Annotated in this window: 11 protein-coding genes; 6 read left to right on the plus strand and 5 right to left on the minus strand. The window is 69.3% G+C overall.

The annotated features are described in order from the left end of the window. Positions 1–7: 7 nt before the first annotated feature. From H7A73_RS02845 to H7A73_RS02855, 3 genes are all read right to left on the minus strand, one after another. Complete coding sequence (locus H7A73_RS02845) at positions 8–1372, minus strand: polysaccharide biosynthesis tyrosine autokinase (RefSeq protein ID WP_182064577.1); 1365 nt, start codon at positions 1370–1372, stop codon at positions 8–10. Between the two features lie 123 nt (positions 1373–1495). Continuing rightward, positions 1496–1924: a DUF3060 domain-containing protein gene (locus H7A73_RS02850; RefSeq protein ID WP_182064578.1), complete on the minus strand. Its 429-nt coding sequence runs from the start codon at positions 1922–1924 to the stop codon at positions 1496–1498. Between the two features lie 91 nt (positions 1925–2015). Then, positions 2016–4394 (minus strand): hypothetical protein, encoded by a 2379-nt coding sequence (locus H7A73_RS02855; protein WP_220456578.1) that lies wholly within the window; start codon positions 4392–4394, stop codon positions 2016–2018. 896 nt (positions 4395–5290) lie between these two features. Between H7A73_RS02855 and dnaK the strand changes: the two genes are divergently transcribed. The 4 genes from dnaK (at position 5291) to H7A73_RS02875 (ending at position 9404) form a co-directional block, all read left to right on the plus strand. Then, entirely contained in the window at positions 5291–7159 is a 1869-nt protein-coding gene (dnaK, locus tag H7A73_RS02860) for a molecular chaperone DnaK (RefSeq protein ID WP_182064580.1), read from the plus strand. Between the two features lie 2 nt (positions 7160–7161). Continuing rightward, positions 7162–7821, plus strand: coding sequence for a nucleotide exchange factor GrpE (locus H7A73_RS02865; protein WP_182064581.1), 660 nt, complete (start codon positions 7162–7164; stop codon positions 7819–7821). A gap of 41 nt (positions 7822–7862) precedes the next feature. Then, the gene (locus tag H7A73_RS02870) at positions 7863–8867 is read left to right on the plus strand and encodes a DnaJ C-terminal domain-containing protein (protein WP_182064582.1); all 1005 of its coding nucleotides are present in this window, start codon (positions 7863–7865) and stop codon (positions 8865–8867) included. Between the two features lie 126 nt (positions 8868–8993). Next, entirely contained in the window at positions 8994–9404 is a 411-nt protein-coding gene (locus tag H7A73_RS02875; protein ID WP_182064708.1) for a heat shock protein transcriptional repressor HspR, read from the plus strand. 65 nt (positions 9405–9469) lie between these two features. Here H7A73_RS02875 and H7A73_RS02880 read toward each other — a convergent pair whose 3' ends face one another. After that, positions 9470–11395, minus strand: a complete 1926-nt coding sequence (locus H7A73_RS02880) for a hypothetical protein (protein WP_182064583.1) — start codon at positions 11393–11395, stop codon at positions 9470–9472. 344 nt (positions 11396–11739) lie between these two features. Between H7A73_RS02880 and H7A73_RS02885 the strand changes: the two genes are divergently transcribed. Continuing rightward, positions 11740–12996: a right-handed parallel beta-helix repeat-containing protein gene (locus H7A73_RS02885; RefSeq protein WP_182064584.1), complete on the plus strand. Its 1257-nt coding sequence runs from the start codon at positions 11740–11742 to the stop codon at positions 12994–12996. Positions 12997–13047: 51 nt separating this feature from the next. On the opposite strand, the gene H7A73_RS02890 is transcribed toward H7A73_RS02885, so the two are convergent. After that, a complete protein-coding gene (locus H7A73_RS02890; protein ID WP_182064585.1) occupies positions 13048–14838 on the minus strand; it encodes a hypothetical protein in 1791 nt (596 codons plus the stop codon). A gap of 112 nt (positions 14839–14950) precedes the next feature. Between H7A73_RS02890 and H7A73_RS02895 the strand changes: the two genes are divergently transcribed. Beyond that, on the plus strand, positions 14951–16096 hold the full coding sequence (locus tag H7A73_RS02895; protein WP_182064586.1) for a class I SAM-dependent methyltransferase: 1146 nt from the start codon (positions 14951–14953) through the stop codon (positions 16094–16096). Positions 16097–16141 lie beyond the last annotated feature (45 nt).

Here is a 16141-nt window from a genome sequence, read left to right on the forward strand (position 1 = left end):
ATCCTCGTCATCGTTCGGCAGTGCGGGTGCTCGTGTACTCCGAGCGGTAGTACGCGCTTCGGGATGCCTTGTGCTTGGTCTTGGTGAGGACGACGCCGTCGACCTGCTGGCCGACGCGCGCCAGCGCCTCGATCGCGAGTCGCACGTCGGACCGTTTCGTCTGGTTGGCGGCGGTGACGAGCAGCGTCGTGGACACGAGCGTGCTGACGAGCGCGGAGTCGGTGACGGCGAGGACCGGTGGCGTGTCGACCAGGACGACGTCGTGGTCGGCGGCCAGCTCGGCGAGGACGCGCGCCATCGCCTCGGACCCGATCAGTTCGCTCGGGTTCGGGGGGATCGTGCCGGCGGGCAGGACCGAGAGGCCGTCCAGCCCCCAGTCCTGCAGGACGTCGACGAGTTCGACGCGACCGACGAGCAGGTCGGTGAGCCCGACGGCGCCCTCGACGTTCATGACGGCAGCGACGTTCGGGCGGCGGAGGTCGGCGTCGACGATGACCGTCCGCATGCCGCTCTTGCTCAGAGCGATCCCGAGGTTGGCGGTGGTGGTCGTCTTGCCCTCGGACGGACGCGCACTGGTGACGGCGATGGTCGGTGCCCCACTGGTCCGCAGGAACTGGATGTTCGTCCGGAGGCTGCGGAACGCCTCCGACCGCGCCGAGTTCACCTCGTCTCGGATGATCAGCGGGTGCCGGGCGGCATCGGCGTCGAATGCGATGTCACCGACCAGCGGGACGTCGCCTTCGAGGTCCTCGCCGGAGCGGACGCGCGTGTCGACCGCGGCGCGGAGCAACGCGAGGGCCGCGCCCACTGCCAGACCACCGAACAGGCCGAGGGCGAGGTCTGTGGCCTTCTTCGGGGCGACGGGGCTCAGCGGACGGGTCGCGGGGGTCACCTCCTCCAGTCTGACGGACGGCGCCCGGTCGGCGCCGGCCGGCTCGATCTGCTGCACCACCGCTGCGAGGCTCTTGCCGATCCGTTCGGCGATCCTGGCCGCGGCGTCGGCGGACCCGTCCTGCACGGCGATCCGGATGATCACGGTGCCGGTGTCGACCGATGTCGTGACTCGGGAGGCGAGTGCCGCCGGGGTGGCGTCGAGGCCGAGCTCGTCGATGACGCCCTGCAGCACCCGGGGGGAGGTCGCGAGCTGCGTGTAGGACTTGATCTTCTGCTGCGCCGCGTTCGATCCCTGCGCGATCTCGCCCGCGGAAGCCGAGGTGTCGCCGGCAACGGACACGTAGTACGAGGTCGACGCTTCGTACGTGGGCGGGGTGACGCTCGTGATGACGATCGATACGCCAGCTCCGAGGAGCGTTGCACCGGCGATGATCCACCAGCCCGAGAGGAGGGCGCGGATGACGGCGAGGTAGTTCAAGAGGAGCCTCCGGTCCGGTTGTGGCACCAGTGTAAAACATCACATCTGAAAGAACAATACGGCGCGCAGGAGGGGACGGGAAGACTGCTCCCGTCCCCTCCTCGGTGCCGTCGGCGGTCGGACTCAGCCGGCTGCCGTGATGGTGTTCCCCTTCCCCTGGTCGTCGACCTCGGGCGCCTCCCCGTTGTAGGTGAGGGTGTTGTTCGAGCCGCTGAAGAAGACCTTCTTGGTCGACGACACGGTGATGGTGGCGTTGCTGGCCTCGACGGTGATGGTCCCGACCGAGCCGAGCGCGTACGTGCGGTCGGAGCTGATGAGGTTCGCCGCAGCGCAGTCGTCAGTCGTGATCGTCTCGTCGGAGTCGGCGTTCTCGTCCCAGAGCTGCACCGCACCGTCGATGCACTCGTTGTAGACGGTCTCAGCCGCTTTCGTCGTGCTCGAGGCCGTCGGCTTCGGGTCCTTCGCTTCGGACGAGCTGCACGCCGTGACGCCGATCGCGGCGACGAGGGCGATGGATGCTGCGGCGAGGCCGCGGCGGAGCGTGGTGTTCATCGGGTTTCCTCTCCGAGGAGTTCGTTCGGCGCTGACGCCGTGCGGAAGAAGGGAGGCCCCTCCCGTCTCGTGGACGGGAGGGGCCGGGGTGCTACTTGGTGTCGGCCGGCAGCGTGAAGAGCTCGCTGCGCTCGGTCTTGCCGTTCTTGGTCAGCTCGAGGGCGAACCGGAACTCGGTCGCACCGCGGGAGACCGCGCGGTCGAAGGTCCAGTTGCCCTGCCCGTCCACCTCGAACGTGCCGGGGACGATCTGCGTGCCGGAGACGTTCAGCACGCGGTAGCTCGCGTCGGGCTCACCGGTGCCGGAGAAGGTGTTCACGACACCGGGGGTGACGGAACGGTTGGCGACGGTCACCGGAGCGAAGTCCGCGGCGGCGATCGTGAACAGCTCGGACTTCTCGGTCTGGCCGTTCTTGGTCTGCTCGATCACGAAGCGGAAGTTCGGTGCGCCGTTGGAGACGACCCGGTTGAACGTCCAGTTGCCCTGGGCATCGATCTCGAACGTGCCGGGGACGATCTGGGTGCCGGAGACGTTGAGCACCCGGTAGGTCGCGCCGGGCTCACCGGTGCCGGTGAAGGTGTTCGAGCGACCCGGAGTGACCCGTTCCGGCGTCGTGACGGTCACGGGGGTGAGCGCCGCGGCGTTGATCGTGAACAGCTCGGACTTCGTGGTCTTGCCGTTCTTGGTCTGCTCGATCACGAAGCGGAAGTTCGGTGCGCCGTTGGAGACGACGCGGTTGAACGTCCAGCTACCGTTCTCGTCGATGTCCAGCGTGCCGGGGACGATCTGCGTCCCGGAGACGTTGAGCACGCGGTAGGTCGCGCCGGGTTCACCGGTGCCGGTGAACGTGTTCGAGCGCCCCGGAGTGACCGAAGCCGGGCCCGAGAGGGTGATCGGCGCGAGCTCGGTGTCGCGCTCGACCGTGGCGGTGACGGTCTTGCGGTCGACCTCGACGCCGTTGACCTTCTGGACGACGGTGAGCTCGTTGTCGCCGTCCTCCAGACCGGTGACAGTGATGCTCCAGGCGCCCGTCGTCTCGTCGGCGGTGGTGCGCTGGTCACCGATGGAGACCTCGGCACCCTTCGTGGCGGTCCCGGAGACGACCGCGGACATTGCGTCGTCGTCCACGGAGTCCACCGCCGCCGTGAGCGGAGCGGCGATGGTCGTCGCGGTGGTGCTGGACGTGTCGAACGACCCCTCGACCGCCGTACCGGCGAGCGTGGTCGTCATCGAGGGCGTTCCGTCTGCGATCTCCGCTGGCGTCTCGACCTCGATGCTCCAACGGAGCAGCGACGCGTCCGGCAGGGTCCACGTGCTGCTGGTCGGCTTGAACGTGAAGGTGTAGGTCTTGCCGTCCATCGACAGGTCGCCGTTGGTGAGGGTGGCGGAACGGTTCGTCCAGTCCTCACCGGGCCGCTTGTAGGAGCCCTCGATGGTGTTCTGCCCCTCGGCGAAGGTGGTGCCCTCGGGCGCGGTGAAGGTCACCTGCGCATCCGGACGGGACACGTCGCCCTTGGTCTGGAACTGCGCCTCGACTTTCGTCGTCTCGCCGCGCTGCAGGGTTGCAGCTGCGCCGTCCTGCCCGACGATCGCGGCGTCGTTGATCGTGACCGTGACCGGCTTCGAGTCGACCGTGTCGTCGCCGATCTTCTGCTCCACGAGCAGGCTGTTCGGACCCGACTCCAGGCCGGTGACCTCGAGGCTCCAGTCGCCGTCCTCGTTCGCGGTAGTGCTCTGCTCACCGACGGCGATGGTTGCACCCGGCGTCGCCGTGCCCGTGAGGACCGCGCTGCCGGCAGCGTGGTCGACCGATTCGAGTGCCGCCGTCAGCTCACGCTGCGCGATCTCGAGGTTCGTGGTCGTCTTCCCCTCGGCACGGAAGCCACCCTTGGAGCTGTTGCCGGCGAACACGAAGCCCATCTGGCTCGCACCCGCAGCGGCGTCCTCGTCCGCGGTGACGTTGACCATGTACCGGTACTGCTCCGGCGCACCGTGACCCGAGGTCCACTTTGCGTCGAACGTGATCGTCTTGTCGTCGTTCGACAAGCGGCCGTTCGTCAACGGCATGGACGTGATCGGCTCCCAGGTGGAACCGCTCGCGCCGCCGTACTCCGCGTCGATGCGGGTCTGCCCATCGAACGTGGTGCCCTCCGGCGCGTTCAGGACGACCGTGCCGTCCCATTCGGCCCGGAACTCGTTGTTCTGCACGACCATCGGCACCCGCGTGCTCTCGCCACGCGTCAACTCGACCGGGCCCTGGTCGACACCGACGACGGTGCCACCCTCCACGATCGTCACCGTGAGGGGCTTTTCGTCAACCTTGACGTTGTTGACCTTCTGCACCGCAGTGAGCGAGTTCGAACCAGCCGTCAGTCCTTCGACCGTCATCGACCACTTGCCGTTGTCATCTACGTTCACGGTCTTGCTGCCGATCGTGACGGTGCCCTTCGGCGTTGCAGTCCCCGACACCACCGCCGACTTCGCAATATTGTCCACCGACGACACATCCGCAGTCAGGGCCCGCGTTTTCGCGGCCTCAACGAGCTCAGTGATACCGGGGAATTGATACCCGCTTCCGGTACCCATCCAGTACCAGGGGTGCCCGTTGCTCTGCATGATATAAGCAGTCGGCCCGATGTAGCGATTCGTCGCGGTGTTCTGGATCTTCCCCCCGCTTGCAAGCCTCCAAGTGTCAGTGCCGTTGCCACAAGCGTAGTCCGCGTCGAATAGAGTCGTACCGTACTTGGCGCGGTACTGATCGGACGCGCAGTAGTTGCTGCCCTGGACGAACCGGAACGTACCGTCATCGTTGAGTCGCACGTTGAAGAACGTTTCGGAATACGCCGCCTGGGCTGCCGCAGCTTCGCTTGCGTAGGCTGTGGGCTTCAAATTCCCGTCACGCACAAGGCTGTACCACGAGTTGCCTGATTTCCAGACCAAGGGAACTCGGCCGAGATCCGTCGCGCGCGAGGCTGCCCGCTCGGCTGGTTCTCGCGCGCTCGCACTGGCCGAGGAGACTCCAAGAGACAACCCGGAGACGATGGTGGCGGCGGCCAGCCCGGCCGCGCCGATGGACTTGAAGGCCGTCGAGGCCCTCTTCTTGTGAGACATGTGCATCTTTCAGGACAAGCCGCGCGACGGCGGCTGTGCGGGAGGGAAGCACGCGGGCGACGACGAGCGCCGCGGCATGTACATCCAGAATATCATGTGAAATACACATACTGGTGCGCCACTGCTTACTGGGAGTTGAGTGGGTTCGACGCAACTTCTGCCTTCCTGGGTTGACGTCGCCGCGGTCCCGAGTAGAGTTGAGTCCATCGGACGCAAGTCCAACGACTTACCCCTAGCAAGAGGAGCATCACCACATGGGACGTGCAGTAGGCATCGACCTCGGAACCACCAACTCGGTCGTCAGCGTGCTCGAGGGCGGTGAGCCCACCGTCATCGCGAACGCCGAGGGCATGCGCACCACGCCGTCGATCGTGGCGTTCACGAAGGACGGCGAGGTGCTCGTCGGCGAGACCGCGAAGCGCCAGGCCGTCACGAACGTCGACCGCACCATCGCCAGCGTCAAGCGTCACATCGGCACCGACTGGACCGTCGAGATCGACGGCAAGAAGTACACGCCGCAGGAGATCTCGGCCCGGACCCTCGGCAAGCTCAAGCGCGACGCCGAGCAGTACCTCGGCGAGGACGTCACCGACGCGGTCATCACCGTGCCGGCGTACTTCAACGACGCCGAGCGCCAGGCCACGAAGGACGCCGGTGAGATCGCCGGCCTCAACGTCCTGCGCATCATCAACGAGCCGACCGCTGCCGCGCTTGCCTACGGCCTCGACAAGGGCAAGGAAGACGAACTCATCCTGGTCTTCGACCTCGGTGGCGGCACGTTCGACGTCTCCCTGCTCGAGGTGGGCAAGGACGACGACTTCTCCACGATCCAGGTCCGCGCGACCTCCGGCGACAACCGCCTCGGCGGCGACGACTGGGACCAGCGCATCGTCGACCACCTGGTCAAGAAGTTCAAGGACGAGCACGGCGTCGACCTGTCCACGGACAAGATCGCCAAGCAGCGCCTGAAGGAAGCGGCTGAGCAGGCCAAGAAGGAGCTCTCGTCGCAGATGTCGGCGAACATCCAGCTCCCGTACCTGACGCTCACCGCCGACGGCCCGCTGAACCTCGACGAGACCATCTCGCGCGCACAGTTCGAGCAGATGACCTCCGATCTGCTCGACCGCACGAAGAAGCCGTTCAACGACGTCATCAAGGAAGCCGGAGTCTCGGTCAACGACATCGCGCACGTCGTGCTCGTCGGTGGCTCGACCCGCATGCCCGCCGTGGCCGAGGTCGTCAAGTCGCTGACCGGCGGCAAGTCGCTGAACCAGGGCGTCAACCCGGACGAGGTCGTCGCCGTGGGCGCCGCGCTGCAGGCCGGTGTGCTGAAGGGCGAGCGCAAGGACGTCCTGCTCATCGACGTCACGCCGCTGTCGCTCGGCATCGAGACCAAGGGCGGCCTGATGACGAAGCTCATCGACCGCAACACCGCGATCCCGACCAAGCGGAGCGAGACCTTCACGACCGCCGACGACAACCAGCCGTCGGTCGCGATCCAGGTCTTCCAGGGCGAGCGTGAGTTCACCCGTGACAACAAGCCGCTCGGCACCTTCGAGCTCACCGGCATCGCGCCGGCTCCCCGTGGCGTGCCGCAGGTCGAGGTCACGTTCGACATCGACGCCAACGGCATCGTGCACGTGTCCGCGAAGGACAAGGGCACGGGCAAGGAGCAGTCGATGGTCATCTCCGGCGGCTCGTCGCTGCCGAAGGAGGACATCGAGCGCATGGTCCGCGAGGCCGAGGAGCACGCCGCCGAGGACAAGGCCCGTCGCGAGGCCAACGAGCGCCGCAACCAGGCCGAGCAGCTCGTCTACTCGATCGAGAAGCTCATCAAGGAGAACGACGAGAAGCTCCCCGCGGACGTCAAGTCCGAAGTGCAGGCCGACGTCGACGCGCTCAAGTCCGCACTCGCGGGCGAGGACGACGACGCCGTGAAGACCGCCTTCGACAAGCTCAACGAGTCGCAGGGCAAGCTCGGTCAGGCGATCTACTCGCAGCAGGACGCGGGCGCCGCGGCCGGTGGCGAGCAGCCCACCGCCGACGGCCAGGCGCAGGCGGACGACGAGGACATCGTCGACGCCGAGGTCGTGGACGACGAGGACGACAAGGACAAGAAGTAACGATGACGGATCCCAAGGACAACGTGCCCGAGGAGAGCGAGCCCCAGGTCGAAGGCGACGCCACCAACGCGCAGGAGCCCGAGGACCTCATCGAGGCGGAGGGGCCCGACGTCGAAGTGCCGACGGACGGCCCCGCCGCCGGGGGCCCGGCTGTGGACGCGGCGAACGACCTCTCCCCGGAGGACGAGGCCCTGCTCGCCGACGCCGCCCGCGGCATCGCCGAGGACAAGCTGAGCACCGAGGACCGCGACCTGGTCGCCGAGATGCGTGCGGACATGCTCCGTGCGCAGGCCGAGCTGGTGAACTTCCGGAAGCGCGTCGAGCGTGACCGCGAGGCCAACCGCGAGGTCGCCATCGCCGAGGTCGTCCGGGCACTGCTCCCCGCGCTCGACGACCTCACCCGTGCCGAGGCTCACGGTGACCTCGCCGAGGGTCCGATGCAGGTCATCGGCCAGAAGATCCGCGGGGGCTTCGAGAAGTTCAAGCTCGTGCAGATCGGCGAGAAGGGCGAGGCGTTCGACCCGAACATCCACGAGGCGATCGTCCAGCTCCCCACACCGGGCGCCACCGGACAGACCGTCGCGGACGTCGTCGAGCCGGGCTACAAGCTCGGCGAACGCGTGCTCCGCGCGGCCAAGGTCGCGGTGGCGGTCCCGGCCTGAGCCGGGTCCCCGTGGCGACGACAGAAGAAGGCAGGTGATCCATGGCCAGTCAGGATTGGTTCGACAAGGACTTCTACAAGGTCCTCGGCGTGTCCAAGGATGCCTCCGACGCCGAGCTGAAGAAGACGTACCGGAAGCTCGCGCGGCAGTTCCACCCGGACTCCAACCCGGGTGACGCCGCCGCCGAGAACCGATTCAAGGAGATCAGTGAGGCGTACTCGGTGCTCTCCGACAAGGAGCAGCGTCAGGAGTACGACCAGGTCCGTGCCATGGGGTCCGGCGCTCGCTTCACCGCGGGTGGCGGAGGCCAAGGCGGGTTCGAGGACGTCTTCGGTGGGATGTTCGGGCAGCAGGGCGGCGGTGGACAGCGCGTCCGCTTCGGCCAGGGCGGCGCGGGCGGTGCCGGGGGGTTCGAGGACATCCTCGGCGGGATGTTCGGCGGCGGCGGTGGCTTCGGTCAGACCTCCGGCGGCTACCGCGGCTTCGGCGGGCCGACGAAGGGTCGTGACGTCACGGCGTCGACGACCCTCGACTTCACGACGGCCATCGCCGGTGACACCGTCAAGCTGTCGCAGGGCAACGGCCGGCCGGTGAACGTCCGGATCCCCGCGGGGGTCGCGGACGGGCAGAAGATCCGATTGCGCGGGCGCGGCGAACCCTCGCCCGACGGCGGGGAGTCCGGTGACCTCGTGGTCCAGGTGTCGGTGCGCAAGCACCCGGTCTTCGAGCGCGACGGGCTCAACCTGCGCGTGGACGTCCCCGTGACGTTCACCGAGGCGGCGCTCGGCGCGACGATCGAGGTGCCGACGCTCGGTGGTTCGCCCGTGAAGCTCAAGGTCGCTCCCGGCACGCCGTCGGGTCGTGTCCTGCGCGTCAAGGGCCGCGGCGTCACGACCAAGAACGGCACGGGTGACCTGCTCGCGACCGTCCAGGTCGCGGTGCCGTCCCACCTGTCGGACAAGCAGCGCGAGGCCGTCGAGGCGCTCGCGGCCGCTCTGCCCGACGAGAACCCTCGCGAGGACCTCCTCGCGAAAGCGCGTGACTAGCGTCACGCCAGCACAGCAGTAGACCCGGTCTGGAGGAACGGTGCGGCTCCGTCAGGAAGCCGCACCGTTCCTCCAGACTGGTTCCAGGACCCCGCGGACGACGGAAAGGAACGCGCCATGACCGACATGGACGAGAACTCGCCCGTCTTCGCGATCGCGGTGGCGGCGGAGCTCGCCGAGATGCACCCGCAGACGCTGCGCCAGTACGACCGGCTCGGCCTGGTCGTGCCGGGGCGCACCCGTGGTGGGTCCCGCCGCTACTCCATGCGCGACGTCGCGCAGCTGCGCGAGATCGCGCGCCTCGGCTCCGAGGGGGTGTCGCTGGAGGGGATCCGGCGGGTGCTCGACCTGGAGAACGAGAACAAGGAACTCCGCGACCGGGTGCGCGAGCTCGAGTCGGCGTTGGCCGACCAGCTCATCAACCGTCCCGGTGCGCGCGTGTTCGCGGCGACGACGACGGGGGCTGCGGTGTCGCTGCGCGCCGGCGCACGACCCCAGCGGAACACGCAGATCGTCCTCTACCGCGGGCCGCGCTGACGGCTCTGCGCGGACACGTCGCCCCCGGGATCGCCGATCCCGGGGGCGAACTGTGCGCGCGGTGATCAGCGGGTGTTCGCGTACACCGTGTAGAGCGACGACGTGTACTGCACGCCGGACACCGAGACCTCGAGCTTGAACTCGAACTTCGTTGCGCCACGCGACACGGCGCGCTGGAAGCTCCAGTCACCGTCCTCGGACACCGCGACCGTCCCCGGCACGATCTGCGTCCCCGAGGCGTTGAGCACGCGCATGGTCGCGCCGGCCGGACCGGAGCCCTGGAACGTGTTCACCTCGCCCGGGTCGACCGCGCGTGTGTCGACGATGATCGGATCGAGGCCCTCGTTCGCGTCGATGCTGAACAGGTCGGAGGTCTCCGGGCCCTGATCGTCCTTCGTCTGCTCAATCACGAACTCGAACTTGATCGCGCCGGCCGTCACCACGCGGTCGAAGCTCCAGTTGCCGTCCTCGTCGACCGTGCGGGTACCCGGCACGATCTGCGTCCCCGACGCGTTGAGCACGCGGTACGACGCCCCCGGTTCGCCGGTGCCGGAGAACCGGTTCGAGACCCCGGGGATCACGGTCTCCGGACCGGAGAGACGCGCGGGCGTCAGGCGTCCGGTCGCGCCCGGGTTGATGGTGACCTCGGCGACCGTGGTGTTCGCGCCCTTCGACTGCTGGACGACCCGGAGCACGTGCTCGGCGCGGTCGAGGTCGTCCGTCTCGACGAACCAGCGACCGCTCGGCAGGACGCCCTCGTCGCTCCGGCCGACGACGCGGTCCTCGTCGCCGGACACGTCGAGGACCTCGACGGAGGATCCCGGCTCTCCACCGCCCGACATCGAGACCGGGCCACCGCGGTGCGCGTCGCCGTCCTCAGGGGTGCTGATGCTGACCGCTGCGCCGTAGTCGACGTCACGTTCCACCTCGTGCTCGGTGTCGCGCGCGCCGTCGATGAACTGCGCCCCCGTCACCCGGAGCACCCCGCCGGTCCCCGGCGCCGGGATCGTGATGCTCCAGGAACCGTCGTCCGGGTCGGCGGTGGCGGACGTACCGAGCTGGGCTCCCGTCGGACCGAAGAGCCGGACCTCGGCACCGGGCTGTGCCGTGCCGAAGGCGGTCGCGGGTTCGGTGCGCTCGTCGGGCTCGATGGTCGTCTCCATCGTCAACGGCGCGGCCGTGACGGTGACGTCGAGGTCGGCCGTGGCGGTGCGTTCGGTGCCCTCGTACTGCTCGAGGGCGAGCGTGCTCGTGCCGAGCGGCAGGTTCGTCACCCGTGCGCTCCACCGCCCGTCGGCGTCGATCCGCTGCGGGTTCCGACCGTCGATCAGCACGGTGGCCGACGGCGTCCCGGTGCCGGAGAGCTGCGCGCTGCGGGACAGGACGTCGACCGAGGCGACGGACGCGCTGAAGGACGGCACGAAGTCCTCGATCGTGGGGACACGGTCGGCGACGTTCTGTGACTGCAGCCGCATCACGCCGTCGGTGTTGAACAGGCCGAGGAAACCGCGGTTGTACGTCGACTGCAGGCCGGTGCCGACGGGGTTGTTCGAGCCCGAGTTCGCAGCCGTCCGGAACCGTTGCTTGGCGTCCCCGGGCTCGCACGTCTCGAGGGTGACCGGGGAGGAGCTGGTGATCGATGCGGTGCCGGCCGTCAGGCAGAGCTCCGGCGCGGAGACCGGGCGGACGGTGGTGACCGCGCCGGGGGCGGGGATGACCCACCGCACGGCGGCGGCCCGGGCGGCTTCGAGGGTGCGGGTGCGGTTCGCCGGGAGTTCCTGCCCGGCGGCCACGACCGTCGGTGAGCCGAAGGTCGGCGTCGTCGGGTCGCCGGCGAAGGCGGACGTCTCCGTCACCAGGGGACCGACCAGGGTGGGGACTGTCTCGTGCGTCGATGCGGCCTGTGCCGGTGTCAGGCCGGCAGCAGCGATCGTCAGGGCCGTCAACCCTGCGGCACCGACTGCCGTGATCGAACGGGGTGTTCTCGTCATGCGTTCGTCTTCCTCGTCACTGAGTCCGGATCGACAGGTGCCGAGCCGGGCCGGCTCTGCCGGCTTCGGGCAACATATCAGACGTGAAGCTTCATCGACGATGGTGCGCATTGCCGATACGGGATGGGCCCGCCGCGACATGTGGAGTGTTCGAACGAGCGGTGTTCGTGCCCCTACGGTGGGGTGGCGACCCACGGCGACCCCGCCTGGTCGAGTGTCTTCGGGGAGGGGCCATGCGCAGCCGAACACCGGGCGGTGGCCCTGCGAGCAGCTGCACCGTTCGCCGCCGCACGCTGTTGACGGCGGCCGCGGCGCTGGCGGGTGGAGCTGCGCTCCTGGGTGCGGTGGGGAGGACGACCGCGACGAGAGCCGCCGACGACGCTGACCAGGACGTCCTGCAGGACGCGCTGCGGGCCGTTCCCCTCGGCGGTGCGATCGTCATCGACCGCGAGTGGGTGCGTTCCCGGAGTCTCGTGGTGGACCGCCCCGTCCGCATCCGGTTCACCGAGGAAGGACGCATCAGGATGGTCACCACGGCCACCGCAGTGGTCGTCACGGCGTCCGGTGTCGAGATCGACGATGCCGACATCCGCGGAGTCGGCAGCGAGAGTGGGGGCGAGGGCCACGGGATCGCCGTCATGGGTGACCGGCTGGCACCACTCCGCGGGGTCGTGGTGCGAGGCGGTCGGTTCCGTGACCTGCCGCACGACGGCGTCCACCTCGAGTACTGCGATCACTTCCGGGTGACCGGGACGACGATGGACCGTGTCGGGTACGCGGGGGTGCTCGGCGTCGGTGTGGTGGACGGGGTCATCGACCGCAACCGGGTGTCCGACGTCCGGCAGCCCCGGGGTCGCGTGAACTCGTACGGGATCGCGCTGACGCGGGATGCGACCGCGACGCCCGACGTCACGCGGCGGTCGGCGCGTGTCCGGGTCGTGGACAACCACGTCAGCGGCGTCCCGGCGTGGGAGGGCATCGACACCCATGCCGGCGAGGGCATCGAGATCCGCGGGAACGTCGTCACGGCGTGCCGCGTGGGCATCGCGGCCGTGCCGTCGAAGGACCCCGACGACCGGACGCAGACGAGTGTTGCGCCGATCGACCTGGTGATCGCCGACAACGTCGTCACGCGCGGCCCCGGGCTGCCCGCAGGCTCCGGGATCCTGGTCAGCGGTGCCGGCACGACCGTCGGATCGACGCGTCCCCGCGCGACCGGACGGGTCATCGGGAACGTCGTGACCGGATACGGAGGCGGCGGGGAAGCAGGCATCCTGGTCAAGTTGACGCGTGGCATGGTGCTCGACGGCAACCGCGTGCGGTCCAGTGCCGACAACGCGATCTGCCTCGTCCACTCGAATGCGGCCGCAGTCGCCCGGAACAACTCCGTCCGTGGTGTGAGCGGCACCCGCGTCGGCGTGAACATCCGTGCCGGTGCGAACGACGGATCCATCCACCACAACGCCTTCGCGGTGACGCAACCCGCGCTGGCGGTCGCGGTGCGGTTCGGGGATCCGGACAACCGGTTCCACGTGTCGGACAACGACTGGGGCAACGCTCGGGTAGACCTCGCGCGCGGTGGCGCGGTCGTGACGAGCTGATCACGGCGACGGGCCCGGCCGGGGAGGTGCACCACGGCCGGGCCCGCCACGTCAGGATGCGCGGATGCTGAACACGCGGCTGGTGGCGACGGTGCCGTCGAGTGTCTGTTCGATGACGAAGTCGAACTTCGTGGCGCCCGTGGAGACGACGCGCTGGAAGCTCCAGTCGCCGTCCTCGTCCGCGGTGACGGTGCCGGGGACGATCTGTGTGCCCCAGGCGTTGAGGACGCGGATCGAGGCGTTCGGGGTGGCGGTGCCGGTGAAGGTGTTCAGGGCGCCAGCCGAGACGGCCTCCGTCTGCACCGTGGCCGGTTCGATCGGCTGGGTCTCGTCCGTCGCCGGGGTGAAGGCGATGTCCTGCATGACCGAGGTCCGGCCGTCGGCCGTCGTCTGCGTGAAGGTCACCTCGTACCCGTCGCGGCTGGTCAGCTCGGCGGACGCCGACCACGCGGCGACGCCGGAGCGGGTCTGTACCGCCCGGGTACGGAAGAGCTCTGCGCCGTGCTGGTCCGTCGCGACGACCGTGGCGCCTGCCTCGGCGGAGCCGCTGAACCGACGTGTGCCGGGCGTGTACTCGTTCTGCTGATGGATGCCGTCGACCTGCAGCAGGCGCGGGAGTGCCAGGCGTTCGGACGTCGCGGAGTAGTGCTGTCCGTTGAAGGCGAGCGCGACGAGGTCGAGTTGTCGCCCGGTGTGCGCCTGGCCGATCGTGAAGCTCCACCCGGCCGTGTCGGGACGGATGTGCGCGACGACGACATCGCCGTCGAGCACCTGCAGCCCGGCCGTCCTCTTGACGTCGCCGACGAGCTGGATCGATCCGTTCGGCAGGACGTTGACGTCGCGGACACCCGGCGCCTCGACGTCCGGGTCGACGGCGAGCGGCAGGAGTTCGGCCCGTGTCGCGGGGGACTCGGAGCCGTCCTCGGAGATCCCGACGACCTCGAGCGTGGCACCGAGGTGCTCCTGCGGGACCGTCGCCACGAACTCCCCGTCGACGACCCGTGTCTCGCCGACGCTCGTGCCCCCGGCGGTGCGCACCTCGACAGCGACCGTCCGGTCGTCGACCGCGCCCCACAGGGTGAAGTCCCCGTCGAGGCGGCGCTCCGACGGCTGCACCTGCGGAGCAGCAGGGGTCGCACCGGTGCCTTCCGAGAAGACCACCCGTTCGATCGTGCTCTTCCGGCCGTCCGGCAGCGTCTGGCTGAAGGTGATCGTGTGGTCGCCCGCGGTCAGGTCGGCTTCGGCGCTCCAGGTACCGACGGCCGAGCGGGCCGACGGGACCTCGGTCCTGAAGAGCGTGGTACCCGTGACGGTGTCCGTCGCGGTGATCGTCGCGCCGACGGTCGCCGTGCCCTCGAACCGCTTCGGGCCCGGGACGAACCGGTTCTCCGCCCGCAGTCCGTCGACCCGGAGCGTGCGCGGGAGCGGGATGCGCTCCGTCCGTGTCGCCGTGCCGTCGGCTGCGATGTGGACGCGGACGAGGTCGAGACCCGTGTCGCGGTACTTGTCGAGGGCGCGGAGGAGGAACAAGCCCTGGCCGCCGGCCCATCGGCTGACCGTCTCGTCCCCGTCGAGCAGGTACACGTCGTCGGTCCCCGCGAACCCCGTCACCGCGCGTGAACCGGCGAACGTGTCCTCGATCCTCGAGATGGCGGGGGACTCGAGCAGGGGGTCGACCGGGAGGTCGGGGACGAACACCGCGTCGGACGCGGACGGTCGGGACGAGGTCGGGGCGTCCGCGCTCGCGGCGGTCGCCACGTCGGGGGTCAGGACGCCGAAGGCGAGTGATGCGGTGACGATGCCGCAGACGACTGCGGCGCTCCGGAACGGAGAGGGTGCCATGGGGGCTCCTTGGGGTAGGGAATGTCCAGAATATTGACATGTCGTATACCCACGCGGTGAACATGCCGAGTGCGATGCCCACGACGCAGCGACGCCCGGATACGCTGACGCGGTGCCCGACTTCGCCGACCTCTTCCGCCGCCGCGACGACTCCGCCCCGGACCTCATCGCGATCGACGGCACCGACCGGTTCCTCATCGACGAGGCCCCGCACGTGCACGGCGACGCGCTCCGGCAGCCCGGAGAGGTGGCGGTCGTCGACGACCGTCACGGCGTCCTGACCCTCGGGCTCATCACGCAGTACGGCGCGTCGAACCTCCGGGTCGTGCAGGACTCGCTCGTCGGCCAACGGGCGCTCGAGGCGAACGCCGGGACGTTCGGGCTGCGCGGCTTCCACCACCCGGACACGCTCGAGGACGCCTTCCGCGACGTCCGGCTCGTCGTGCTGCGGCTGTCGAAGTCGCACGACCGTCTGGACGAGATCGCCCGAGCCGTCGCCCGGTTCGCGGCGCCCGACGTCGTCCTGCTGTGCGGCGGCAACGTGAAGTACATGCACGTGTCGCAGAACGACGTGCTGCGTCGGTCGTTCGGCGAGGTCACCGCGTCGCGTGGCCGCGGCAAGTCGCGCCTGCTCATCGCGCAGGACCCGCTGCGTGCTCAGGCGAACCGTGCTGCGGTCACGAACCCGTGGCCCAGGTCGGTGCACGTCGACGACCTCGGCATGACCCTGGTCGCCCACGGCGGCGTGTTCGCTGGCACCTCGCTCGACCAGGGCACGCGGGTCCTGCTCGACGAGGTCGACGCCGCGGTACCGAGTGCCCGGACCGTCGTCGACCTGGGCAGCGGCAACGGCGTGATCGCCGCGGCCGTCGCCCTCCGGCGGCCCGCGGTCCGGGTGGTCGCGACCGACGTGTCGCGGATCGCCGTCGAGTCGACGCGGGCGACGGCGGAGGCGAACGGGGTGGGCGACCGGGTGACCGTGGTGCAGACCGACGCGGGGGACGAGCTCGGGAGCGGTTCCGCCCAGCTGGTGCTGTGCAACCCGCCCTTCCACGCCGACACGACGGTGACCACCGACGCTGCCGAAGCCATGTTCCGGAACGCGGCCACGATCCTCCAGGCCGGCGGGGAACTGTGGTGCGTCTGGAACTCCCACCTGCGGTACCGACCCGTGCTGGAACGACTCGTGGGTCCGACGCGACAGGTCGTGCGGACCGCGAAGTTCACCGTCACGGCGTCGGTCGCGACCTCCCGGTGACGACGAGAGCCGCCCGGGGTGACCCCGGGCGGCTCTCGTCGTGTG

The organism is Curtobacterium sp. ME12, from assembly GCF_903970855.1.
GTDB classification, from domain to species: domain Bacteria; phylum Actinomycetota; class Actinomycetes; order Actinomycetales; family Microbacteriaceae; genus Curtobacterium; species Curtobacterium poinsettiae_A.

Bases quoted from the DNA above. Each gene is read 5' to 3' on its own strand.
- H7A73_RS02890 (WP_182064585.1), bottom strand. From the start codon at position 14,838: ATGGCACCCTCTCCGTTCCGGAGCGCCGCAGTCGTCTGCGGCATCGTC.
- dnaK (WP_182064580.1), top strand. From the start codon at position 5,291: ATGGGACGTGCAGTAGGCATCGACCTCGGAACCACCAACTCGGTCGTC.
- H7A73_RS02880 (WP_182064583.1), bottom strand. From the start codon at position 11,395: ATGACGAGAACACCCCGTTCGATCACGGCAGTCGGTGCCGCAGGGTTG.
- H7A73_RS02875 (WP_182064708.1), top strand. From the start codon at position 8,994: ATGGACGAGAACTCGCCCGTCTTCGCGATCGCGGTGGCGGCGGAGCTC.
- H7A73_RS02865 (WP_182064581.1), top strand. From the start codon at position 7,162: ATGACGGATCCCAAGGACAACGTGCCCGAGGAGAGCGAGCCCCAGGTC.
- H7A73_RS02850 (WP_182064578.1), bottom strand. From the start codon at position 1,924: ATGAACACCACGCTCCGCCGCGGCCTCGCCGCAGCATCCATCGCCCTC.
- H7A73_RS02870 (WP_182064582.1), top strand. From the start codon at position 7,863: ATGGCCAGTCAGGATTGGTTCGACAAGGACTTCTACAAGGTCCTCGGC.